General features: G+C 64.5%; 16 protein-coding genes. 7 read left to right on the top strand and 9 right to left on the bottom strand.

Going from position 1 to position 23,052, the window contains the following annotated elements:
• Positions 1-126: 126 nt before the first annotated feature.
• The 3 genes from F812_RS0111605 to F812_RS0111595 all read right to left on the bottom strand — a co-directional run bounded on the left by F812_RS0111605 (position 127) and on the right by F812_RS0111595 (position 5,796).
• A complete protein-coding gene (locus F812_RS0111605; protein ID WP_020086149.1) occupies positions 127-2,451 on the bottom strand; it encodes a Tex family protein in 2,325 nt (774 codons plus the stop codon).
• 228 nt (positions 2,452-2,679) lie between these two features.
• Positions 2,680-4,011: a DNA recombination protein RmuC gene (locus F812_RS23615; RefSeq protein WP_020086148.1), complete on the bottom strand. Its 1,332-nt coding sequence runs from the start codon at positions 4,009-4,011 to the stop codon at positions 2,680-2,682.
• A 54-nt stretch (positions 4,012-4,065) separates the two neighbouring features.
• Entirely contained in the window at positions 4,066-5,796 is a 1,731-nt protein-coding gene (locus tag F812_RS0111595) for a DUF4384 domain-containing protein (RefSeq protein WP_198011187.1), read from the bottom strand.
• 240 nt (positions 5,797-6,036) lie between these two features.
• Between F812_RS0111595 and F812_RS0111590 the strand changes: the two genes are divergently transcribed.
• Positions 6,037-7,725 carry a thiamine pyrophosphate-dependent enzyme gene (locus tag F812_RS0111590; protein ID WP_020086146.1) on the top strand — a complete coding sequence of 563 codons (1,689 nt, stop codon included), beginning with the start codon at positions 6,037-6,039 and terminating at the stop codon, positions 7,723-7,725.
• Here F812_RS0111590 and F812_RS0111585 read toward each other — a convergent pair.
• Positions 7,722-8,315 carry a hypothetical protein gene (locus F812_RS0111585; RefSeq protein WP_020086145.1) on the bottom strand — a complete coding sequence of 198 codons (594 nt, stop codon included), beginning with the start codon at positions 8,313-8,315 and terminating at the stop codon, positions 7,722-7,724. The genes F812_RS0111590 and F812_RS0111585 overlap by 4 nt on opposite strands.
• A 183-nt stretch (positions 8,316-8,498) precedes the next feature.
• On the opposite strand from F812_RS0111585, the gene F812_RS0111580 reads away from it, so the two are divergent.
• Positions 8,499-9,041 (top strand): flavin reductase family protein, encoded by a 543-nt coding sequence (locus tag F812_RS0111580; RefSeq protein WP_020086144.1) that lies wholly within the window; start codon positions 8,499-8,501, stop codon positions 9,039-9,041.
• A 10-nt stretch (positions 9,042-9,051) separates the two neighbouring features.
• Here the strand turns inward: F812_RS0111580 and hemA are convergent, their stop codons facing one another.
• From hemA to F812_RS0111555, 5 genes are all read right to left on the bottom strand, one after another.
• Positions 9,052-10,284 (bottom strand): 5-aminolevulinate synthase, encoded by a 1,233-nt coding sequence (gene hemA, locus F812_RS23610; RefSeq protein WP_040498306.1) that lies wholly within the window; start codon positions 10,282-10,284, stop codon positions 9,052-9,054.
• A gap of 35 nt (positions 10,285-10,319) precedes the next feature.
• A complete protein-coding gene (locus F812_RS25480) occupies positions 10,320-11,255 on the bottom strand; it encodes a tetratricopeptide repeat protein (protein WP_020086142.1) in 936 nt (311 codons plus the stop codon).
• Positions 11,246-11,638, bottom strand: a complete 393-nt coding sequence (locus F812_RS0111565) for a hypothetical protein (protein ID WP_020086141.1) — start codon at positions 11,636-11,638, stop codon at positions 11,246-11,248. Before F812_RS0111565 ends, F812_RS25480 begins: the two co-directional genes overlap by 10 nt.
• A gap of 17 nt (positions 11,639-11,655) precedes the next feature.
• Entirely contained in the window at positions 11,656-13,308 is a 1,653-nt protein-coding gene (locus F812_RS0111560) for a hypothetical protein (RefSeq protein ID WP_198011186.1), read from the bottom strand.
• Between the two features lie 92 nt (positions 13,309-13,400).
• Positions 13,401-15,353, bottom strand: coding sequence for a multiheme c-type cytochrome (locus F812_RS0111555; protein WP_020086139.1), 1,953 nt, complete (start codon positions 15,351-15,353; stop codon positions 13,401-13,403).
• A gap of 678 nt (positions 15,354-16,031) precedes the next feature.
• Between F812_RS0111555 and F812_RS0111550 the strand changes: the two genes are divergently transcribed.
• The 5 genes from F812_RS0111550 to F812_RS0111530 all read left to right on the top strand — a co-directional run bounded on the left by F812_RS0111550 (position 16,032) and on the right by F812_RS0111530 (position 22,959).
• Positions 16,032-17,123: a 2Fe-2S iron-sulfur cluster-binding protein gene (locus F812_RS0111550; protein WP_020086138.1), complete on the top strand. Its 1,092-nt coding sequence runs from the start codon at positions 16,032-16,034 to the stop codon at positions 17,121-17,123.
• Between the two features lie 70 nt (positions 17,124-17,193).
• Complete coding sequence (locus tag F812_RS0111545) at positions 17,194-18,162, top strand: cytochrome c family protein (RefSeq protein ID WP_020665376.1); 969 nt, start codon at positions 17,194-17,196, stop codon at positions 18,160-18,162.
• A gap of 49 nt (positions 18,163-18,211) precedes the next feature.
• A complete protein-coding gene (locus tag F812_RS0111540) occupies positions 18,212-19,087 on the top strand; it encodes a hypothetical protein (protein ID WP_020086137.1) in 876 nt (291 codons plus the stop codon).
• Entirely contained in the window at positions 19,087-21,678 is a 2,592-nt protein-coding gene (locus F812_RS0111535) for a hypothetical protein (RefSeq protein ID WP_026868063.1), read from the top strand. Before F812_RS0111540 ends, F812_RS0111535 begins: the two co-directional genes overlap by 1 nt.
• A 297-nt stretch (positions 21,679-21,975) precedes the next feature.
• Positions 21,976-22,959, top strand: coding sequence for a helix-turn-helix domain-containing protein (locus F812_RS0111530; protein ID WP_020086136.1), 984 nt, complete (start codon positions 21,976-21,978; stop codon positions 22,957-22,959).
• The last annotated feature ends 93 nt before the right edge of the window (positions 22,960-23,052 follow it).

Here is a 23,052-nt window from a genome sequence, read left to right as displayed (position 1 = left end):
TTTAGGGCCTATGGGCCGCGATGTAAAGACCCTTGCTGCAGAAAGGATTATGCGACGTTTTCATGACGTTATTCGGCTGACCCGAGACAGGGCGCCAATCATGAAAACGTCGCCGTGCAATTGCCGCTATTTCCTCTCCTGAGCCCGGCGCAAGGCGGCAGCGAGGGCGCTCTCGCCTGCGGGCTCCGCGCTTTTGCGCGGGGGCGGGGAAAAGTTCCGGGATCCACCCTGCGGGGAGGACGCTCCCGAGGGGCGCTGCGCGCCGGCACCCGCCGCGGCGCTGCGGTCGATTGTGCCCGAGCGCATGGTCAACGCGATGCGCTTGCGCTCGGCGTCCACCTCCTTCACGCGGACGCTCACGACGTCGCCCACCTTCACCACCTCGCGCGGGTCCTTCACGAACCGATCGGCCAGCTCCGAGATGTGCACGAGGCCATCCTGATGCACGCCGATATCGACGAACGCACCGAAAGCGGCGACGTTCGTCACCGTGCCCTCGAGTTGCATGCCGATCTTGAGATCCGAGATCTTCTCGACGCCGTCGGCAAAGGTCGCGGTCTTGAACTCGGGACGCGGGTCGCGGCCGGGTTTCTCGAGTTCCGCGATGATGTCGGTCACCGTCGGAATGCCGAAGCTGTCGTCGGCGAACTCTGCGGGACGCAGCGACTTCAGGAACGCGCGGTCGCCGATCATGGCCTTGAGCGGGCGCTTCGTCTTCTCGGCGATACGCTCCACCACCTCGTAGGCTTCGGGGTGAACGGCGGAGGCATCCAGCGGGTTCGTGCCGTTCATGATGCGCAGGAAGCCCGCCGCCTGCTCGAACGCCTTCGGCCCGAGGCGCGGCACCTTCTTCAATGCGGCGCGTGTCTTGAACGCGCCGTGCTCGTCACGGAAGGCGACGATGTTGGCGGCGAGCGTCTGGTTAAGGCCGGACACGCGCGTCAGCAGCGGAACGGAGGCCGTGTTCACGTCGACGCCGACGGAGTTCACGCAATCCTCGACGACCGCGTCGAGCGAGCGCGCAAGGCCGGTCTGATCGACGTCGTGCTGATACTGGCCGACGCCGATGGCCTTCGGCTCGATCTTGACCAGCTCGGCCAGCGGATCCTGGAGGCGGCGCGCGATCGAAACGGCGCCACGCAAGCTGACGTCGAGACCGGGAAACTCCTTGGCGGCGAGCTCGGAGGCCGAATAGACCGAGGCGCCAGCCTCGGACACCATGACCTTGGTGAGCTTGAGCTGAGGCATCTTGCTCATCAGCTCGGCGACGAGCTTGTCGGTCTCGCGGCTGCCGGTGCCGTTGCCGACGCTCACGAGATCGACCTTATGCTTGGCGCAGAGCGCCGCGAGCGCGGCCAGCGAGCCCTGCCAATCGCGCTTGGGCTCGTGCGGATAAATTGTCGTGGTGTCGACGAGCTTGCCGGTCTGATCGACGACGGCGACCTTCACGCCCGTGCGCAAGCCGGGATCGAGGCCCATGGTGACGCGGGGGCCCGCGGGTGCGGCCAGCAGCAGATCCTTGAGGTTCGACGAGAACACGGTGATGGCCTCGGAGTCCGCGCGCTCCTTGAGACGGGTCAGCAGATCCGACGTGATGGTGGTGGCTAGGCGCGCTTTCCAGGCGAGCCGCACCGTCTCGCCTAGCCAGGCGTCCGCAGGACGGCCTTTGTCGGCGATGCCGAACGCCGCGCGGATCTTTGCCTCCGCGGGATGCGCCTTGGTCTCGTCGTGCGCGACGTCGAGATCGATGTCGAGGACACCCTCGTTCACGCCGCGAAGCAGGGCGAGCGCGCGGTGGCTCGGCATCTCCTTGATGGCCTGGCCGAAGTCGAAATAGTCCGAGAACTTCGCGCCTTCCGTCTCCTTGGCCTTCTTCACCTTGGAGGTGAGCGTGCCTTCGCCCCATTCCCATTCGCGCAGACCGCCAACGATGTCTGGGCGTTCGGAGATGCGCTCGATCAGGATGTGGCGGGCGCCGTCGAGGGCTGCCTTCTGGTCGGCCACGCCCTTGTCGGCCGCCACGAATTTCTCGGCCTCTGCAACGGGGTCGAGCGCGGGATTGGCCAGCAGCGCTTCCGCCAGCGGCTCGAGACCCGCTTCTCGCGCGATCTGCGCCTTGGTGCGCCGCTTCGGCTTGTAGGGAGCGTAGAGATCCTCCAGCTCGACCTTGGTGCCGGCCGCGTTGAGCGAGCGGGCGAGCTCCGGAGTGAGCTTGCCCTGCTCCTCCACGCTTTTCAAAATCGAAGCGCGGCGATCCTCGAGCTCGCGCAGGTAGACAAGGCGCTCGGACAGGGTGCGGAGCTGCGTATCGTCGAGCCCGCCCGTCTTCTCCTTACGGTAGCGGGCGATGAAGGGAACCGTCGCGCCTTCATCGAGAAGGGTCACGGCGGCGGCAACCTGCCCGGCCGCAACGCGCAATTCGTCGGCAATACGCTGATTGATCTTGTCCATGGCCTACCTACAGAACGAAAAATCCCTTCCTCCTCGGAGAAAGGTCAGTCAGTCGGCATCCCTCTGAACCTTCAAAGGGACACTTGGCTCAATCGGAGACGTATCTGGATCCGGACACCCATCGACGAGGCTTAGATCCAGATAAGTCAGGTAAATTTTGTCCGGACTCGTGCTTCGCAACACCTATGCAAGAGGACGGGATTCCGGCAATGCGATGGCTTCATTGATCTAGGATGCGCGCTGCGTCAACTGTGCGGCGGACGAGGTGGCGGCTTCTCCTTCGAGAGCTTTGTCCTCGAGGTCGAGCGAAACCAAGCGCTCGCCCCGGCCGCTGATGCGGGACGCGGAGGCGGAGACCTTCTCGAGCGCCTTGCCCGACAAGGAGAAATGGCGCTCGAGTTCCGACACGCGCTCGACCAGGCGCGACACGTCGGCCAGCAGCAGACCCACCTCGCGCTGGATGAGCCCGGCCTGATCCCGCATCTTGGCGTCTTTGATAACTGCTTGCACGGTTTGCACCGCAAGCATGAGAATGTTGGGCGCGACGATCACCACACGCGCCCGGTGCGCGCGCTGGACGAGGTCGGCGAAATGCTCGTGCAGATCGCCGTAGACCGATTCCGAGGGCACGAACATCAGCGCCGTGTCCTGGGTTTCGCCCGGGATCAGATATTTCTCCGCGATGTCGTCGATATGGCGGCCGACGGCTTCACGGATGGCATCGCGGGCGGCCTTCACCTCGTCGGGAGCGCGGGCCACGCGCAGGGCTTCGAAGCCTTCGAGGGGAAACTTGGAATCGATGACCAGGGCAGCAGGCGTGTTCGGCAGGCGGATCACGCAATCCGGCCGCTTTCCGTTGGAAAGCGTGGCCTGGAACTCGTAGACGCCGGCAGGCAGCGCATCGCGGATGATGGTCTCCATGCGAAGCTGCCCGAAAGCGCCGCGCGCCTGCTTGTTGGCGAGGACGCCGGAGAGCGAGCCCACCTCGGACGAGAGATCGGCGAGGCTCTGCTTGGCTTCCGCAATGACGGCGAGACGTTCGTTCAGCGTCGAGAGGGTTTCGGTGGTGCGCCGTCCCGCCTCCGCCAGATTGTCGCCGAGCCGAGCCGAAACCGTATCGAGGCTCTGCGCCATGTGCCGGGACAGAGTATCGACCCGCTCAGACAGGCGGGCCACGGTGTCGCCGTTCTGGCGCTGCGTCTCGGCAAGGCTGTCCGACAGACGGCGGCTCACGCCATCGAGCGCGCTGCCGAGGCGGGCTGCCACCTGCTCCACACGCTCGTCGAGCGCACGCGCTTCTTCCGACTGGCGGCGCACCGTCATCTCGCTCATGGCGGTGAGGCGCCCCTTGATCTCCGCGAACTCGGCTGCGGCCAGCGCCTCGCGCTTCTGGGCCTCGGAGGCGCGTCTCAACCCCAGTGCCATCCATAGCAGCACAACGGCCAGCACGACGACGGCGCCGGCCACCAACGCGGGGTCGAGGCCGCTCGCAGCCGCGGTGAGAACCTCACGAAGCGCGGCAAGCCAGTCAGCCAGGGAAGAAGGGCTCGGTTCCACCATAGCCTTTGCGATTATCCGATTCGGCTGTTGAAAATTCGGCGCGGAGCGAAGCGCTCAACGGTTGGCCATTCCGGCGGGCGCAATGGGCACATAAATGGCCGCGCGGCCTTCGATGGCGGGGCCCTGCGGATCGACGGCGGCCGCCTCGGGCGGCGCGACGGGCGCCGACCGGCCCCTGCGCCTCGTGCGGCGCGCATTCTCCGCGGCCTCGCGGGCGCGAACCTCCCGCTCACGCTCGGGGGCGGTGCGAAGGAAGGTGCGCCAGTCTCCCAGCACGGCGAACCGCTGCTTTTCGTAGTCGTAGGCGATGCCCAACGGATCGCGCCGTTTGCGCTGACAGATGGCGACGATCTCCTCCTCGCCGCTTTCGTCGAAGCGGAGCTGATAGCCCGCGTCGTGGCCGGGAACCTGGATCGTGACGGAGGGCGCCACCAGATTTTCCGGCTCCAGCTCGTTGGGAAACAGCACGATCGCCTTGCCCGCCTTGTCCACGTTGATGAGCGTGAGATGACACGCCGTGCTGACCGAGGCGTTGAGGGTGACGAGGTCGCGCGGCCTGTAGGCCGGCTTGTCGGTCCAGAGCACGACGTCGATCTCGTCCGCCGCCGGTGCGGTTGCCGCCTCGTCTGTCGGACGCCGGCCGTCGAGAGCGGCCGCGAGGCGATTCCAGGCCGCACGCGTCAGTACGCCATGCAGAAGGCGCCGGGCCGGAAGGAGAAGATCGCCTTCCATCTTGGAGAGCGTGTTCGCGAGATCGGCCGGAGGGAGGCCACGCTCGGCGGCGGCGCGCAAGAGATCCACGTCGCCGTTCCACGAGCGGGCGAGCTCTTCTGCCGCGCTGAGCGCGGCGCCATCAAAACTCTTCACCATTCTTTCGAGCGCGCCACCCGGGCGCGCGTTGCCGAGAAACTGGGCTGCGAACCAATCGATCGGGATTGCATCCCCGCTCACGACCGTGGGCGGAGGATCGATCAGAACGTCCTCCTCGTCCGCCGGCCGGTGGAACTCGCTCAGCCGGAAGGTCAGGATGGCGCTTTCCTCGCCAACCGTCTCGATATCCATGGCTCCGTTGCGGCGAGCCAGCGCCTGGAGGAACGTTGTGGCGGCCTCGCGGAACTCCTTCATGCGCGCGGGCGTGGTACACGCGTTCCAGAGATGGGCCAGCGCAACGAAGCGCGTATCGGCGGCTTTTGCCTCACCCGCCGCTTTCATCCAGCGGTCGATCTGCGCTTCCATGTCGGCTTTTCCGATCACCGCGCGGTCGCGGCATCCTTCGTCGCGCGCAGGCAGGCTTTCTATCCAATCGCGCACAGTCTCGATCTCGCCGGGCGTAGCGGGACCGGGAACGGGCGGCGCGGCGGTCTCTGCGTCCGGCTCCTTGCCCGTGCCTGCCGCCTCCGATTTCTTGCCGTTGCCCTCCCGTTGCACGGGCTCCTTAGCCTGGCTCGAAGCCAGCGACTGTTGTACGAGGAGTTGCTGATAGATGCGGGATGCATCGGGGCGCTTCGGCGTCACAAGACGCGGGTTAGCTGCGATCGCGTCGAGGTCGAGCGGTGCTCCCTCGCCCTTCGCGGGATCGCGGCAGGCCGGACAATGGGCTTCGAGCACGGCGCGCGCGCGTTCGGGCAGCGGCTTCGTCGGCTCGGGCGGCGACGCGGCGGATGAAGGCGCGTCCTGGGCCGTGTCCGGCTTGGCGGCGGCCGGCACAGCCGCACCCGCGCCCAGCGCAATCGCCACGGCGAGCAGACCGCCCGTCCTCGCGAGCGCTTGCGCAAGCGTTCTCATCGACCCCGCCATCACCTCTCCTGTTCCAGAGCAGAATACCGGCTGGATGCGGGAGGCGGCTAGCGTCGCTTTGGCCACAGCGCAGTGTGGATAATTTGCGCGCCTGTTTACCGTCGGTATTTACCTAACGAGCCCACGCGCGGCCCGCTCGCCGAGCTGCGCCGCCGCAAGAGGTAGCCCCGGCGGCTCGTGTGTCCTATGTGTGAAGGTAAACCTCGAACAAACGGACCGCGGAACTTCATGGCGCACGGTGGAAAGATCCTGATCGATCAGCTCGCGGCCCATGGTGTCTCCCGCATCTTCGAGGTCCCGGGCGAGAGCTTCCTGGCGGCGCTGGACGGCCTCTACGATATGCCCGCGATGCAAACCATCATCTGCCGTCACGAGGGCGGCGCGGCGCTTATGGCGGAAGCGACCGGCAAGCTCACCGGCCGGCCCGGGATCGCATTTGCGACGCGCGGGCCCGGCGTCGTCAACGCCGTGGCGGGGGTCTACGTCGCGCAACAGGATGCGACCCCGATGATCCTGTTCGTCGGACTGCCGACGACGCCGCTCGAAGAACGGGCTCCGTTCCAGGAGATCGACATCGAGGCTCTGTTCGCGGGTATCGCCAAGTGGACGGCGGTGATACGCTCGGCGGACCGGATCTCCGAATATGTGGGGCGCGCCTTCCGCGTAGCGCAGTCGGGCCGTCCGGGACCTGTGGTGATCGGGCTGCCGGAGAACGTGCTGTCGTCCCCCAGCACGGCGCCGCTCGTTCCGCCCACGTCGCTTGCTGGCGGCGCCCCCACCTCCCGTGACATGAGCGAGCTCGCCCAGCGCCTCGAAGCAGCCGAACGGCCGCTTCTGGTCGTCGGCGGGCCTGGCTGGAGTGCGGACGTGGGCCGCGCGATCGGGACTTTCGCGGCGGCCTTCGACCTCCCTATCGCATCCTCGTTCCGCTGCCAGGACTACGTGGACAACCGCCATCCCTGCTACGTGGGGCATCTCGGTTTCACGACCGACCGGAAGCTCAAGGACGGGCTGCGCGCGGCCGACCTCGTGATCGCGATCGGCGCGGAACTGGGCGACATCGCGACCGGCGGCTATTCGCTGCTCGGCGGGCCGGGGCAGACGTTCGTGCAGGTGCATCCGGAGCCCAGCGCCATTCTCGGCTATCGCGATGCCTCGCTCGTCATCGCCGCAACGTCGGAAGCCTTCGCGGAAACGCTGCCCGGCTTCGCGCCCAATCTGCGCGGCCCCGCAGGCGGCACGCCTCCCGAGCGGCGCTGGAGCCGGTTCAGGTCCGATCTCAGGGCCGCTTACGAAGCGAGCCTCGCGCCACGCGCCACGCCGGGAGCGGTGCGAATGGAGGACGTCGTCACCACGGTTTCGCGCGTGTTGCCGGAAAGCGGGCTCATCACAAACGGTGCGGGCAACTACTCGCAATGGGTGCACCGCTATTTCGAGTTCAAGCGCTTCCGCAGCGGGCTCGCGCCCACGTCGGGGACAATGGGCTACGGCCTTCCGGCAGCGATCGCGGCCAAGCTCGAGCACCCGGAGGCACCCGTCGTCTGCTTCGCCGGAGACGGCTGCTTCGCAATGACCTCCAACGAGCTCGGCACGGCGGTCCAGTATGGATTGCCGATGGTGATCCTGATCGCCAACAACGGCATGTATGGCACCATCCGCATGCATCAGGAGCGCGCGTATCCGGGGCGCCCCAACGGCACCAGCATCGTCAATCCCGATTTTGCCGCGCTTGCCAGGAGCCACGGCGCGCACGGCGAAACGGTGACGCGTGGCGCGGATTTCGAGGGTGTCTTCCGCGCTGCACTCCACGCGGACAGGCCGTTCGTCATCAACCTCAAGCTCGATCCCGAGGCCATCAACCCGATGGAGACGCTTTCGGGCGTGCGTGAAGGCGCGGCGGGGGAGAAGTCGCGCTAGCGAGCTGCGCAATCCGTTTCGCTTCCCGTCACGAGGCAGGCGATCTCGGGAGGCGGCGTCTCGCCTCGCGCCCGCATGGCGTTGGCCCACGCGGCGAGCTGCTCGCGTGGCACGAGGCGCTGGAGCACCGTGAAGTTCATTCTGCCGAAATCCCAGGCCGGGATGATCACGGGAGCTTCATCCTTCACGCTGACCACGATCTCATCCAGCGGCTTGGGCGACTTCCCTCCACTCTGCCCAACGCGGTGCACGATCCCGGCAACGCCAGTTTTTTCCACCACGCGCGTCCCCGCACTCGCGCCCGTGCACGTGTCCACCACCATACGGCCGTCCGATACCTCGATGCTTTGGAGCTGGTGCAGCGTGGTGAGGAACACCCACACCACAGCGATCAGCAAGACCGGCGACAGCACCAGGAACAGGATGTTGAGCACGCGAAGCTGGTTCACGTCCCTGCGCATGAAGAGACGCAGGATTGCGTAGAGACCCGCCATGATCAGCGGCACCAGGACAACCGCCCACCCGGCGGCGCCCCACGCGAGCTCTCCGCACGTCTGATCTGCCCATGGCGATCTGTAGAGCGTCTCCATCACCCTTCTCCAAGCCTTACATCACGCACCAAGCCACGCTTGCGGGCTCAAAGCTATAGCCGCGTCGTTGTCGCAGGAAAAATCCCAAGGCCGCAGGCATGGTGTCGAGGCGTCACGCTCGGCAAAGTGGGGCTGGCTTTGATATCATCGCCGCGGCCGCAGCAGGCCGACTGGAGATCCGTCATGCGCCAGCTCAAGCTGAGCCGGGCTTTCACCCTCATCGAGCCGGGCCCCGTGGTCCTCGTGACGACCCGCGACGGAGACACCAACAATGTGATGACCATCTCCTGGACCATGGTGATGGACTTCACGCCGGTATTCGCCCTCACCACCGGTCCGTGGAACCATTCCTTCGCGGCGTTGAAGCGAACCCGGGAGTGCGTGATCGCCGTTCCGGCTGTGGACCTGCTGGATCGGGTCGTCGGGATCGGGACATGCTCCGGCACGGACACCGACAAGTTCGCCAAGTTCAAGCTGACCGCCGTACCGGGCAAGCTGGTCAAGGCGCCTTTGATCAAGGAGTGCCTCGCCAACATCGAGTGCAAGGTCGTCGACCTGGTCGACAAGCACAACATCGTCGTTCTGGAAGGTGTCGCAGCCTACGTCGATCCCACGCACAAGGAGAAGCGCATGATCCACGCGGTCGGCGACGGCACCTTTGTCGCGGATGGCCGCCGGTTCGATCGCCGCAAGATGATGGCGTCGAAACTTCCCGAGGGGCTTTGAGGCGCTGGTCCTATTCCGCCGCCAGACGGGCGTAGGTGCCGTTCGGCACGGGGCAAGCGGCCCAGAGCTGTTCGAGCGCATGGACGAGACACGCCATCTGCTCGTCGGTGTGCACGGGTGACGGCGTGAGGCGCATACGCTCGGTACCCTTCGGCACCGTGGGATAGTTGATCGGCTGCACATAGATCCCGTGACGGTGGAGGAGCGCATCCGTCACGGCCTTGCAGTGAACGGGGCAGCCGACCACCACGGGCACGATGTGGCTCGGGTTGTCCATGACAGGCAGGCGCCTGGCGTGAAGCGCGCTCTTCAGCGTCCGCACCCGCTCCTGATGGCGGGCCCGCTCAATCGTGCTGCTCTTCAAATGGCGGATGGAGGCGAGCGCGCCTGCCGCGATCGCGGGCGGAAGCGAGGTCGTGAAGATGAACCCGGGGGCGAATGAGCGGATGGCATCGCAGAGCGTGCGAGAGCCTGCGATGTAGCCGCCCATCACGCCGAATCCCTTGGCCAGTGTGCCGTTGATGACGTCGATGCGGTGCATCACGCCGTCGCGCTCGGCAATGCCGCCGCCACGCGGGCCATAGAGACCGACGGCGTGCACCTCGTCCAGATAGGTCATCGCCCCGTATTTCTCGGCGAGATCGCAGACCTCCGCGAGTGGCGCGATATGCCCATCCATGGAGTAGACGCTCTCGAAAGCGATGATCTTCGGCGTGCCCTTGGGAAATTTTTTGAGCTTCGCTTCGAGATCGGCCACGTCGTTGTGGCGGAATATCTGCTTCTCACCCCGCCCGCGGCGGATGCCCTCGATCATTGAGGCATGATTTTTCTCATCGGAGAAGACGACTGTACCGGGGACGAGCGCGACGAGGGTCGAGAGCGTCGCGTCGTTGGCGACGTAGGCCGATGTGAAAAGAAGGGCCGCTTCCTTGCCGTGGAGGTCGGCGAGCTCGCTCTCGAGCTCCACGTGATAGCGTGTCGTACCGGAGATATTGCGCGTGCCGCCGGAGCCGGCTCCAGCAACGTCGATCGCCTCGTGCATGGCCGCCAACACCGCCGGGTGCTGGGCCATGCCGAGATAATCGTTGGAGCACCAAACCGTGACCTCACGCGGCCCTTCCGTCGCGAAATAGTCTGCAACCGGAAAGCACCCGCGGCGGCGTTTCAAGTCCGCAAAGACGCGATAGCGGCCTTCCCGGTGAAGGGCCTCTAGGCGTCGCTTGACCATGTCTTCGAAATTCATATCCACCTCCGTCTTTTCGACAGGAGCGCGCACGCTCATTCGGTCTTCAAGCCAAGCTCAGCCGCCGCGGCCATGATCTGGCCGGATGCGGTCGCGTCGTCCTTGAAGACTTCGAGCGCCTTGCGGAACGCCGCCGTGGCGGCCTCCCTCTCGCCCAGCACGACGCGAGAGCGCATCAAGCGTGTCCAGCCCTCGATGTCGCGCGGAGCGCTTTCCAGTCGCTCCGCCAGGCCATCGACCATGGACCGGATGGCGGCGCCCTGCTCGCCCGACGGCCTTGCTTCGGGCGCGTGCTCCTTCCCGGCGTCCGGTGTGCCGCTGCCCGTGCCTTCGGGCGCCGTTTGCGAAGACGCTCTCATCTCCGCTCCGTTGCTTTCGGACGCTTTCGTTTTCGCCTGGTCCAGCGCCCGCTTCAGCTCCTCCGAACTCGCATCAAGCTCTACCGCCCGCGCATAGGCGCCTGCCGCCTCGGCATAACGCCCGGTGTTGAAGTAGGACCAGCCGAGCATGCGCCAGCCCTGGAGGTCGCCCGGCGCGGCCTCGAGCCGAGCCGCGAGCCGCTCGATCATGGTGCTCACATCTGGAAGCATCTTGTCCGACGTCGACGCCGAGGTGTCTGCCGAGGCCGTCGGCACAGGCCCGATGGAGCGGGTGTAGTCGTCGAGGCGCGCGAGGATTGCGCCATCGCTCTCCTCCGCGGGAGAGGGCTCAGGCCCCTTCGCCACGTAGGATGTGGCTGTGCCGATGCCAGCCACGGCAAGGAATGCCGCTGCCGCCGCGATGAGGCTTCCGGAGGTCGCAGTGTTCAGCTTCCGCAGCTTGAGCCGCGCGTGAATATCCTGCGGAAGCGCGCTCCAGGCGAGATCCAGCCGCTCTTTCCGCGAGCCTTTTGTAAGCAGCGAGACCATCAACCGCGCCGACACGGCGACGGACGAGACGATCAGAAGCCATCCGATGAGCGTCAACGACATCCGCAAGCCCTCCTCTGGCGCCACGACGCGGCGCGGTGATAGCCCGCCTTGGCGACACACTTCCGGCTCCGTTCGGTGCAGCCGCCTCCGGATCTCGGGATGTAGTAGACATAGCCGCCGATGTGCTTCGGATAGTGGCCGCGGGCGTAGTAGTAGGGATAGTCGTAGTAGATGTATGCCGGCCCCACGGGCAACCAGATGCGCGGGGCACGAGCGCGCCTGTGAGCGTATCTCCTGCTTTCAAGAACGTAGCTCCTGCTCTCCCGCGCCTTCGCGCCGGATTGACCGGCCGACGCGGGCGAGATCACCGGCGGCGTTCCGAGGAGACACGCAAGCAGCAGACACGCCATCACGCCCCTCGCGAACAAACTCGTGTACGTCATGGCCTGGCCTCCCCCTGTCAGAACTTTCTCCTGACCTCGGCGCGGATGCCGAAGTTGTCTTCATCCTCGCCTTCGAGGATCTGATAGGTTGCGTCGGCGCGGAACAGCCAGGCCCGATCGATCGGGATCTGATAGCGAACGCCGAAGCCATACTGCGTGTCCTTGGCGCCGACACCGTCGTTATCGAACGGCTCCACCATTGCCACCTCGAAGACGAGTTGCTGGTCGAGGTTGAACAGATACTGCAAGCCGAGCGCGCCACCGAAGGCGTTGGAGCCGGTGTCGTCGAGTTTCGGGTATCCGGTGAGGGCATCGGTCTCGAAGTTGATACCGACGTTCTTCAGGATGCCGGCGCCGTTGCCGTCTACCAGAGGCTGCGGATTGCCGAAGCCGACAAAGAAGTTTGCGTAGGGCAGAAGCGTGCTCGGCAGGCCCGTGACCAGGCTGTTTTCCGAAATGACGGCGACGCCATCGCTCTCTCCGTTGGGAGCATCACCGAAGTTCGCGAACACGCGGGTCGAATTCGAAACCGTGTTGTAGTAGCGGTGCGTATAGGCGGCCGTGAAGAAGTGCGTGAGAAGATCCTCCTGCTCGTCACGCCCCTGGATCAGGCCGTAGCCCGTTTCGACGTAACCGTCGAAGGCGTCGATGAAGGCGGTCACGCCATAGAGGTTGGCGAGGTGGTTGTCGCCCTTCGCGTTTCCGATGAGGCCCGCGTTGTCGACGTTGTCGAAGGCCGCGAAGAAGGTCACGTCGAAGTTGGAGAGGCCGAGCGCCGCCGAGTTCTTTGCGGGGAGGCTCACGGCGCCGCCGAGGATTGCGTCGTTGGCCCAGATGCCGTTCTGCAGGAACAGCGGGAAGAGACCCACGGTGAACGGCAGATCGAAACTCGCTTCCGTGCCGGAGAGGCCGGAGTAGATCGAGCCGAAGTCTCCCTCGAAGAACAGCGTCTGCGGATTGAGGTCGAGCTCGTCGTTGAACTTTCCGTTTCCGTCGGCGCCGCCGAACTCGAAGCGCGTGAACTCCTTGTTTGCCTTCTGAAGCGGCGTGAAGAACGCGTGAATGCGCTCGGTGCCGGTGATCTTGAAGTCCACGTCGAGGTTCAGACGCGTCGCGATCTGCGCGATGTCCTTGCCGTTATTGTTGTTGTAGGCGACCGCCGTGCGCCAATCGCCGTAAACCGCAAGGCCGGGAAGAAGCGGGTTCTTCGCGCCAAAGAGCGTGCTGCTCTCGTCATAAATGCCGGAGGTGTACTGCTGACGCCCGATCTCCACCGGCGGGCGCGGGGGCTCGACGGCACTCTTCGCGCCATAGATGTCGACCTGTCCTTGCGGATTGTAGCCGCCTTCGTATTGCGGATCGGGGCGGAACAAATCTTCCTTGGCCTTGGTTTTTGCTGCGGTCTTGGTCTTGGCTTTGCCGGGGGCCTTGTCGGAGGTCTTCTTCTCCGCAGTTTCCTCCTCTGGCGCAGCGCCCAGGTGCTGGGGAGCGGCGCGGCCTTCTCCGGCATCGACCCAGGAGGTCCGCGGCAACACTTCGGTCGACCATCCCTGCGCTTGGGCGCCGCCTGCGCTTTCACCGGCCGTCGCACCGGATATGGCGAGATAAGCGCCCACCGACAGGACGACACCGGCAATCGTTGTGCTCGCACGGTACGCAATACACATCATGTGGAACTCCACGCCGTGGCACTAACCAGCGGAGCAAGGCTGGATACGCGCGTCTTTGAACTCACCCAATTCGAAACGCCCGGCCCTCGGGGCTAGCCCTTCACGTCGAACTCCACGGCGTAGGCGTGAAAGTTCATGATGCGCTCGTTCATGCTCTGCTCCATTTCCTTGGTGGAGCCGACGAAACGCATGAAGTAGATCGGCTCGGCGCGGCTGCGCATGCGGAACGCCAGGCGGTATTTGCCGGGCTTGGTGATGAGGTTGCCCGGCACCTTGTAGCGCGCCGCCTTCTCGGCCAACGGCGGCAACGAGCGGTTCTCCATGCGCACGAGCGGAGGATGGTTGAGCACGGTGGTCGGCACACCCGGCGGACGCAGATGCGGCAGCGGATCGATGTCGAAATTTACCGGGAGGTACATCTCACGCTCCGTGCCCTTCACGTTGGTGGTCAGGAACTTGGTCTGGAAGTGCACCAACTGCTGATCCGTCTTGATGCGCCCTGCCGCGACGTCCAGGCTGTGCAGGTCGGCAATGTCGCCGTTGCTGTCGACATAGCCCGACTCCCAGATGTTCTGGCCATCGGGATCGAGGAGCGCGACGTTCACCCAGAGCTGAGGCTGCGCACCCAGCGATCCAGACGGCAGGTTATGGCCGGAGTTGGTGTTCTTGATCTTGTAGGAGAACGCCAAATCCTTGCCGACCGCTGGCGTGCCCTCGATGTTCGGGCCGTCGACGTGGCTGCCGTTTTCAAGCACCTGCTGGCGGATCTCGTCGCGCTCGTCGAGTCGCTTCAGATTCTCGTCGATGATCTGGCGCGCGTCCTCGCGCTCGGCCGCGTCCGCCCACCGCTTCGGGAACGCGGTCTTGACCTTGCCGTCGGCGACCTTGTCCTCGAACTCCGAGGTGCCCCATCCGGCACGCCAGTCGAACTCCAGCCAATCCTTGATGCTGATCGCTTGCGCCTTAGTGTTGTGCGGGAAGACGCCGGGGTGAGCGATGGAGTAGCCCGGACCGATGAAACGATGGTTGGCGTGCTTGCGCCCCGGATTGACCTCCTTGCCGCCGACGATGGCGGAGGGCGCCGTCGCATAGCCTTCGGGCTTTCCTGGCACCTTGCCCATGTGGCAATCTTGGCAGGTGACGCCGGCTTTGCGCGCCGGGCTGTCGCGATACTGGTCCCAGACGATCTCGAGCTTGATCCCGAGATTGACCGCCACCTGATGGCAGCTCACGCAGAACTCCGACTTGGTGATCTGATCGTTGGTGATCATGCCTTTGTGAATGTCGTTGCCGCGCCCCTTCGGGCTGGTCTTGACGGCGAAGGTCTCCTTGTTTGCCAGCACGTCTTTGATGACGCTCTTCTCACCGCTGCCATAGACCGGCTCGTAGATCTTGCCCGGCTCGACGCGGCGCTCCCCGTTGACCTTGCCGTATTGCTCCTTCACGCGGTGGCAAGTGATGCAGCTCACGCCTTCCCGCGATATCTGGCTGCGCGCCCAGAGCGGGGTTTCACGGTTCTCGCCAAGCTGGGTGCCGACCTGCTGATGGCAGCGCACGCAGAAGGTGCCGACCGTGCCCTGGGTCAGGTCCTGGAACTTCTGCTCGAACTTGTGGAACATCGGCGAGATCGACGCGTAGGCGTGCTGTGACGACGCCCACTCCTCGTAAATCTGCTTGTGGCATTCACCGCATTGCGCGGCGGTGGGATAGAGCGTCTCGTCGTTGAGGAGGCTGTCGTGCCCCTCGGGCTTCGCCTTATCAAGATCGGCCTTCTTGACGGATTTCTCCTCCGCCTTGAGCTTACTCTTCTGATCCCCCTTGCTGGCCGCCTGGGGTGGCGTGCGCACATCGGCCGCGTTGGCTTCTGCCTTGTCGCTTCGCGCGAGCGGTGCTCCACGCTGCGTCTCCGCGGTCTTCACCGGCCCGGCTCCGGCTGATCCGGCCATAGCATGGCCGAGGATCGCCGGGGCCAGGACTGCTGGGCTCAGCAGCATCGCGCTCGCGAGAACGCACGAAACAATCGAAGCATCGGGCAATCTTTTCATCGCCTTACCATCTCGATAAATTTCAGGGCAGCATCCCATTCAACTCGCTTGCGCGAAAACGGCGCCCGACCGCCGCATGGAATTTCTGATCCAAAATTAGTACGTGAAAATTGTCGGCGATAAGGCTGCGAATAAAATAGAAATTACGCGAAAAATGCAAAAACTGAGACGATCATCCACCCACCGTCGCGCAACGTTCAATCCGAGCATCCAAAACGGAAGGACACATACAAAACAATTCGCTGAGCAGATGCCGCGCGATCGCCTGACTCCAAGAAGCTTTTTGTTCGCTTCGTCTTTGAGCCCGAACGAACACAACACTGTTCATCCATGATAAAACCTATCGCATGCCGGAGCATCAAAAACACGGTTCACTCTGGGCATCGCAAACGCCCGCGCGGACGCTCAAAATCCTGCATGGAATAAAAGCGCCGCTCAATTCGTTATTGCGAATCTGCTTATTCATATGGCACCGATATTTCGCCACAATTGACACATGAACAGCCGTTGCTGTTTCTTTTTATTTGTTATTCTTGAAATCTTCATTTCCGCAAATAGACGTATATCGCCAACAAAATGTCATTCTCCGACCACGATGGGTCTTTAGGCAAATCCCTATAATCATTGCGCCTGACACGTTTCTCGGAGCGCGCTCCTCAATCCTGCCGGGGCTGCACAATGACGCGACGTCACCAAATCACGATCAACGGACAATGCTTCCTCGCGCACCACGGCGAGCTTCTCCTGGATGCGGCGCTCAGCAATGGCGTCAACCTGCCTCACGACTGCCGAGCTGGCCATTGCGGCACTTGCTGCGTCAGGCTGGTCGCGGGCGAGGTGAGCGGTGGCGCGGGCTCCGAGGCTGGCATTGTTCATGCCTGCCAGTGCCGCATCGTCGACGACGTGGTGATCGAGAAAAAGCAACCTTCGGGTGCTCGCACGGTCGAGGGTGTGCTGAGCTCGTTGCGCCCCCTCTCGCCGGAGGTGATCGAGGTCGGCATACGGACCCAGCGCGCGCTTCCCTATCACGCGGGACAGTACGTGCAGATGCGCTTCAACGGATATCCGAGCCGTCCATTCAGCATCACCCACCCCTTGCACGGCGATGCAAGCGGCGCGTCGATCTGGTTTCACGTCCGGCGCATGAGCAACGGCTTGGTGACCTCGTCGCTCGGCAAGCGCATCAAGCCCGGTCATCGGGTGACGCTTTCCGGACCTTACGGCTCGGCGCACTTCCGGCCCAATCTGAATGGCCGGCTGCTGCTCGTCGCAACCAACACCGGCTTTGCGCCGATCTGGTCGATTGCCGTCGCCGCGCTTCGCGAGAACCCAGCGCGCATGATGATGATCATCGCCGGAGGACGCGCCCTGGGATCGCTCTACATGGCTCCCGCTCTCGTGCGGCTCGCGAGCTTCCCAAATGTCCATGTGGTGCCTGTGTGCAGCACGCTCGAGGCGCCGATCTCAGCGGTTCAGCCAGGCCGGCCGACGGACTATCTGCCGCGCCTGCTGCGGAGCGACGTGATCTACGCCTGCGGCGCGCCGGAGATGGTGGGCTCCGTCAAAGCCATCGCCGCTGCGGCCGGCGTGACCTGCCATGCGGATCCTTTCCTGCCGACCGCAGACGGCGCGTCCGCGCAAAGCGGGCTGAGCCGCACATTCGGGTGGCTCGCTCTCAATCGCTTCCGCACTCCGCGAGAGCTGCCGATGGAGGCTGCAAGTTTGGCCGACGCAAGGGTGAGAAGTCATTATCGTCCTCAGAGCGCATAGCCTTCGGTCGATCCGGTTCGGCGCTGGCTCGCCTGTCCGGTCTTCCGTTCTTCTCGTCTGCGGCTTGCTGATGCTTCTCGGCTTCGCCGCGGCGGGCGCAACTGCGTCCGACCCAGCGAAGACAGTCGGGCCTAATGCCTGCGCGGAATGCCACAAGGAAGAAGCCGAAGCCTGGAAAGGCACGCATCATTTCAAAACATTCCGCGAGTTGCCGCGCGACACGAAGGCCAACGAGATTGCCGATAAAATGGGCGTGCGGCGCATCAAGTCGGACAACTTGTGCAAGAGCTGCCACTTCACGACGCAGCAGAAGACCAACAGGGAGGAGCCGATCGCAGGCATCTCCTGCGAATCCTGCCACAGCGCCGGGCAGGACTGGATCAAGGTTCACAGCGGGTTCAGCGGAAAGACCGTTCTGTTCGAAAGCAAGGCCGAGGAGAAGGAGCGCTGGAAGCTCTCCGATTCAAAGGGAATGATCCGGCCGCGCTCGTTCTACCTGCTGGCGAAGAACTGCTACGGCTGCCACGTGGTGCCGCAAGAGGATCTCGTCAACAAAGGCGGGCACAAGTCCGGGAGCGACTTCGAGCTGGTGTCCTGGTCGCAGGGCGAGGTCCGGCACAACACCTGGTATTCGAAGGGCAGAGAGAACGTGGCGGCCAGCGCGGCCCGCAGGCGGATGCTCTATCTCGTTGGCCTCGGCGTGGAGCTCGAGACCGCGCTACGCGGGATCGGCCGGGCGAAAGTCAGATGGCTCTACGCCTTCGAGATGGCCAAGCGTGCCGACCGCGCGCGCAAGCAACTCACCGCGGCAGCGCAGGCCGCGCCGGACGTGCCGGAGATCGCGGAGATCATCAAGTTTTCCAAGTCGGCCGGGCTGAGGCTGAACAATGAGCGGCGCCTGACCGCCGCAGCCGACGGCGTCTCGCAGCAACTCGTCCTCATTACCGAGAAGTACGACGGCAGCACGATGACGGGGCTCGATAGCCTCATCCCCGGGCCGGACAAATACAAGGGCACAGCGAGAAAGCCGCCGAATTGATCCCTTTGGGAGCAGAGCCACGCGTTTGAGCAAGTCCTGAGGTGCTGCCGTGACACCTGACGCCATCGGGCGCCGCCCGGCGAAATATCCCGCAAGCCAGATCGTTCAGGGGGCTTTGATCGCGGCCCTCTCGGGCGCGCTGTTCTGGCTCGTGTGGATCTATGGCAACGGGCTGCGCGATCCGCGCTATCTCGACGGCTGGATTCTGGCGGGCGGGATGGGGCTGCAGATCTCCTTCCACGTCGCCATCAAACGGGGCGCGTTCTCGCCGAAATCCGCCACGCGCTGGCGGAAGATCCATGTCTTCGCCGGATATCTGCTAATCGCCGCCTTCATCTCGCATTCGGATTTTTCTCTGCCGGATACCGGCTTCGAATGGGCGCTGTGGGCGGGCTTCGTGCTGGTGACGCTGAGCGGCATATTCGGCACCTATCTCGCTTGGTCGTTGAAGGCGAAGGGCCATATCGACGAGGGCGTGAGCTACGATCGCATCCCGGCCCTTCGCGCCGAGATCGCGCAGAAGGTTTATGCCATCGTCGCGACACCCGATCCGGCAGCGACCGCAATCGCCTTGCCGGGACTGCCGCATGATGCGTGGATCGCGGATCTTTACTCCACCCATCTCAGCGCCTTCTTCCAGGGCCCGCGCAACATGCTCGCCCATCTCGTCGGCTCGCAGCGTCCGCTCAGGCGGATGACCGACGAGATCGACGCCCTCTCGCGCTATGTAGGCCAGCAGGGCCAGGAGAAACTGGGTGCCATCAGGCGTCTGGTCGTCGAGAAGGACCGGCTGGATTTCGCCCGTGTCTATCTCTCGCTCACCAAAGGCTGGCTGTTCCTCCATGTGCCCGTCACTTATGGGCTGACGGTTCTCGGGGTGCTGCACGTCCTCGTCGCGTACGCGTTTTCATCGGGAGCCTGGTGATGTGGCGCCCCGACTGGATCAGCTCGGTTTGGCCGCTGAAGTCAGAGGCACAGGCGGCGCCCGGCGCTTCCCGCGATCGCATTGCCAAAGCGCTCGCGCTCGCGACTGTCGTCTGCGTGGGCGCGGCGTTGCTGCTCTCCAAGGGGACGCAGCTTTTCATGCCGGGGCCGCTTGCGAGCGCTCACGGCGGCATCGAGAAATGCAGCGCCTGCCACACCAAGAACGGCGACAGCAAATTAAGCTGGGTCCATGGTCTCGTCGCCGGCGACCCGCTTGCCGACAGCAAGGCGTGCCTCACCTGCCACAAAATGCCGGACACGGCCTTCAATGCGCATGGAGCTTCGGCCGACGTGCTGGAGCAGAGCACGAGACGGCTGACCAAAATCGCAGCGCAAACCCCTCAGCCGCACGCGGCGCGCGCGCAGGCCGCCGCCTTTCCCACCCATGACGTGGTCGAACGGGGACTCTTTTGCGCGACCTGTCATCAGGAGCATCGGGGCGCCACTTTCGATCTCGCCAAGATCTCCAATGAGCAGTGCCGCTCCTGCCACGTGGTGAAGTTCGACAGCTTCGACAGCCGCCACCCGCAGTTCGAAGCCTATCCGTTCAAAAGGCGCTCACGCATCGTCTACGATCATGCCGGACATTTCGGTAAGCATTTCCCGGAAGTGGCGAAGAAGACCCCGGGACGGCGCATCCCCGACACCTGCTCGGCCTGCCACAACAGCCGGGAGGACAAGCGCGTGATGGCGGTCGCGCCCTTCGAGCAAACCTGCACCGGCTGTCATCTCGACCAGATCGCCGGCAAGGAGCGGGCCAGCGGACCAAAAGGCATCGCGTTCCTCAGCGTGCCCGGCCTCGACCTCGTGACGCTCAAAAAGAAGAAAGCCTCGGTCGGCGAATGGCCCGATGCGTCCGAAGCCGATCTCACGCCGTTCATGAAAATGATGATCAGCCGGAACGAGGACGGCCGCGCGTTGATCAAGGCGGTGGACAGCCTCAACCTGCAGGACCTGACGGCCGCCACCGATGAGCAGATCCGGGCCGTGACCAGGCTCGCGTGGGAGATCAAGGGGCTGTTCCACGCTCTCATCTCGGGAAAAGCCTCGGACGTGCTCGGCACCTTCGACATCGGCGGCGGTGCGACGCTCTCCCCCGGTCTCGTCACCGACCTCACCGCAAGCATTCCGCGCGATGTGATCGTCAGCGCGCAACAGCAGTGGCTTCCCAACCTCGCGACGGAGATGGCGAACCGGCCGCAGGCGCGCGATCAGAAGCAAAGCGGCTGGAGCGCAACGATCGAGGACGCGAGCCCGGGCGGGGCAACTTCCGAACGCGAGGCGCGGGCCTCGGAGGATGCGGCCCCGGCCGCTAAGAATCCCAGCCAGCAGGATTCCGGGAGTAAACCAGCCAAGCCCCATGGCGTGGAGGTGAAGACCTACACCACGAACGCCGGGCCGGAAGACAGCAGCGATGGGGCATCCGGAGAGGACACCGGCGGTCCCATCAAAGGGCGCTCGCTCTTGCCGAGCGGAACACCTCGCGCGATCGAGGCTCGCAGAAAGGACGCGGAGCAGGCGGGCGACGCCGAACCGCCGAGCGGAAAGACCGAAAAGGAAGATCGCAACGATGACGTGCGTCGCGCGGGCGACCCGGATCGCGCAGACAAACCAAGCTTAAAGGAAGGTGGCGTCGGAAACGCCGACGCCGCGCCGAAGCCCGATGCCACCAAGGAGGCACAGCCTCCGGCCGAAGAGCCTCCAGGAAAAGCTACCGAGCAAACCGACGATCTGCTGTTCCCGACGGAGGATGAGCTTCGCGCGATCAAAGCGGGCACAAAGAGCCCCGCGGTGGCAGCGGCGCAGTCCGAACGCGCAGACGGAAAGGCCGAGGCCAGAGACGCCAAGCCGGATCGCGCGGCATCCAAGGAGGCCGCCATCGAGGCACGTGCCGACGCTGAAGCCGGAAGCCCGGCCTCCGGGTCAGGGGCGTCTCCAAAGGGCGCGGCGCCCGTCATCAGCATCGCAAGCGATGTCGATCCGGAGAGCTGGGCCGACTATGGCGGCTGGTACCGACAGGATTACGCGATCTACTACCGCCCCACGGGCCACAAGGACAAATTCGTCTATTCGTGGCTCGTTCTGACAGGGCCTCACGCGTCGAAGGGCAATGCGAGCCCGGCGACGGCAGTCTTCGATGCTCTCACGGGCAAGGACGCCCAGGGATCTTGCACGAAGTGCCACAGCATCGACGACGTCCAAGGCAAGGGACGGCTCGTCAATTTTTCTTCTGCGTCGGCGGCGGGCAAGCAGGGACGCTTCACGTCCTTCATCCATGAGCCGCATTTCGGCAGCGTCGAGTCACGCGGCTGCCTCACGTGCCACAACCTCGAGAAGGAGCGCCCCTATCTCAAGAGCTACGAGCAGGGCAATCCGCACACCTTCTCATCCAACTTCGGTGCGGTGAAGAAGGACCTCTGCCAGAGCTGCCACACCAGTGGCATGGCGCGTCAGGATTGCCTGTTGTGCCACAGCTATCACGTGAACGGCGTGACCACACCGATCACGAATACGAAGCTGCCAACCCAGTAGGCCGGCGCGCCCTGCTCCAAGATCCGCACGCTCGGGGTCCCTCGCCCCCTCCGACGTGGAACCAGACCGCCCTTCCCAAAGCCTCTTCCCCGACCTGGCGGCCCCCAAAAAAGCAAGCCCGGGCCGTCATTGAAGCTTGCACCCTACCAAAGGGTGAGATCTAATGTCGCAGGGGCACCTATCTGCAGAAGCAGGGCACTGAGAATGAACAAGCCCGGGAGGAATGGCCCGCATATTCGACACGCGGACGTTGTGCGTGCGACAGTGGAGCTATCGTCGTGTGCCACCCAATCTGCCGTGGCGGCGTCCTGGCGCCGGTCGCTGCTCTACCATCAGCTCAATCCCGAAGCGTCCTCTCCGCCGGAAAGGATCGAGGAAGCCGGGCTGCGCGAAGCTCGCGAGCGGCTCGGCATACTGGTAGGCGCCGCCGGCCCGGTCATCGATCGGATGCTGGAAACCCTCGGCCAATCGGGCTTCTGCGTCCTCCTCACCGACACCGACGGGGTGATCGTCGATCGGCGCGGCCTGCCGTCCGACGATGACATCTTCTCGGGTTGGGGTCTCTGGACGGGAGCAATCTGGAGCGAGGCGAAGGAAGGAACCAACGGCATCGGAACATGTCTGGCCGAGCAGCGTCCCGTCGCCATTCTCCGCAATCACCACTTCCGCGTGCGCAACACGGAAATGAGCTGTATGAGCAGCCCCGTTTTCGACCATACGGGGCGGCTGGCGGCTGTGCTCGACGTCTCCTGCTGCCGCGATGACGTGATCGCGAGCCTGGCCCCTCTCGTCAGCGCGCTCATTGCCGACGCGGCGCATCGCATCGAATGCGCGGCTTTTCGCGCCGCATTTCCGAACTGCCGCATCCTCATGATCCCCTCGCAAAGCCAATACCCATCGGCTTTGCTGGCCGTCGACCGCTACGACCTGGTGGTGGGCGCAACGCGCATGGCCCGCCAGGCCCTGGGCTTGACCACGGATTGGCTGGAAAGACCCGCCGCAGACCTGATCGGCGACGGTAGCCAGGCGTCGAGCCTGCGCATCGCCGAGCAGGCGGAGCTCCGCCGCGCGCTGGCGCGCACGAAAGGCAATGTTTCCGCGGCCGCGCGGGAGCTCGGCATCGGCCGCGCCACGCTTTACCGCCGCATGCGCCGCGCGGGATTGTCCGAATACTCCGAGATCCCAGACATCCCCCTCGGGATCGCTCCGGCCCACGGGGAGGGGCCTTTCTGTCTCAGGACTGAGACACATCCCGCCAGCCACACGCAGCGGGACTGGTGACACGAACCTCCGGTGCGCACACACCATTGCGCCAAGCCAGTTCGGCTTAGCTTCGGGATGCTCCGGGGCCATGACTGCGCCAATGACGCGGCG

Source organism: Hyphomicrobium zavarzinii ATCC 27496, assembly GCF_000383415.1.
In the GTDB taxonomy this organism is placed as follows: Bacteria; Pseudomonadota; Alphaproteobacteria; order Rhizobiales; family Hyphomicrobiaceae; genus Hyphomicrobium_C; species Hyphomicrobium_C zavarzinii.
This window is presented reverse-complemented; position numbering and strand designations above follow the sequence as displayed.

Excerpts from the sequence above, each read along its gene's own strand:
- F812_RS0111605 (WP_020086149.1), bottom strand. The coding sequence starts at position 2,451 with ATGGACAAGATCAATCAGCGTATTGCCGACGAATTGCGCGTTGCGGCC.
- F812_RS23615 (WP_020086148.1), bottom strand. The coding sequence starts at position 4,011 with ATGGTGGAACCGAGCCCTTCTTCCCTGGCTGACTGGCTTGCCGCGCTT.
- F812_RS0111595 (WP_198011187.1), bottom strand. The coding sequence starts at position 5,796 with ATGAGAACGCTTGCGCAAGCGCTCGCGAGGACGGGCGGTCTGCTCGCC.
- F812_RS0111590 (WP_020086146.1), top strand. The coding sequence starts at position 6,037 with ATGGCGCACGGTGGAAAGATCCTGATCGATCAGCTCGCGGCCCATGGT.
- F812_RS0111585 (WP_020086145.1), bottom strand. The coding sequence starts at position 8,315 with ATGGAGACGCTCTACAGATCGCCATGGGCAGATCAGACGTGCGGAGAG.
- F812_RS0111580 (WP_020086144.1), top strand. The coding sequence starts at position 8,499 with ATGCGCCAGCTCAAGCTGAGCCGGGCTTTCACCCTCATCGAGCCGGGC.
- hemA (WP_040498306.1), bottom strand. The coding sequence starts at position 10,284 with ATGAATTTCGAAGACATGGTCAAGCGACGCCTAGAGGCCCTTCACCGG.
- F812_RS25480 (WP_020086142.1), bottom strand. The coding sequence starts at position 11,255 with ATGTCGTTGACGCTCATCGGATGGCTTCTGATCGTCTCGTCCGTCGCC.
- F812_RS0111565 (WP_020086141.1), bottom strand. The coding sequence starts at position 11,638 with ATGACGTACACGAGTTTGTTCGCGAGGGGCGTGATGGCGTGTCTGCTG.
- F812_RS0111560 (WP_198011186.1), bottom strand. The coding sequence starts at position 13,308 with ATGATGTGTATTGCGTACCGTGCGAGCACAACGATTGCCGGTGTCGTC.
- F812_RS0111555 (WP_020086139.1), bottom strand. The coding sequence starts at position 15,353 with ATGAAAAGATTGCCCGATGCTTCGATTGTTTCGTGCGTTCTCGCGAGC.
- F812_RS0111550 (WP_020086138.1), top strand. The coding sequence starts at position 16,032 with ATGACGCGACGTCACCAAATCACGATCAACGGACAATGCTTCCTCGCG.
- F812_RS0111545 (WP_020665376.1), top strand. The coding sequence starts at position 17,194 with ATGCTTCTCGGCTTCGCCGCGGCGGGCGCAACTGCGTCCGACCCAGCG.
- F812_RS0111535 (WP_026868063.1), top strand. The coding sequence starts at position 19,087 with ATGTGGCGCCCCGACTGGATCAGCTCGGTTTGGCCGCTGAAGTCAGAG.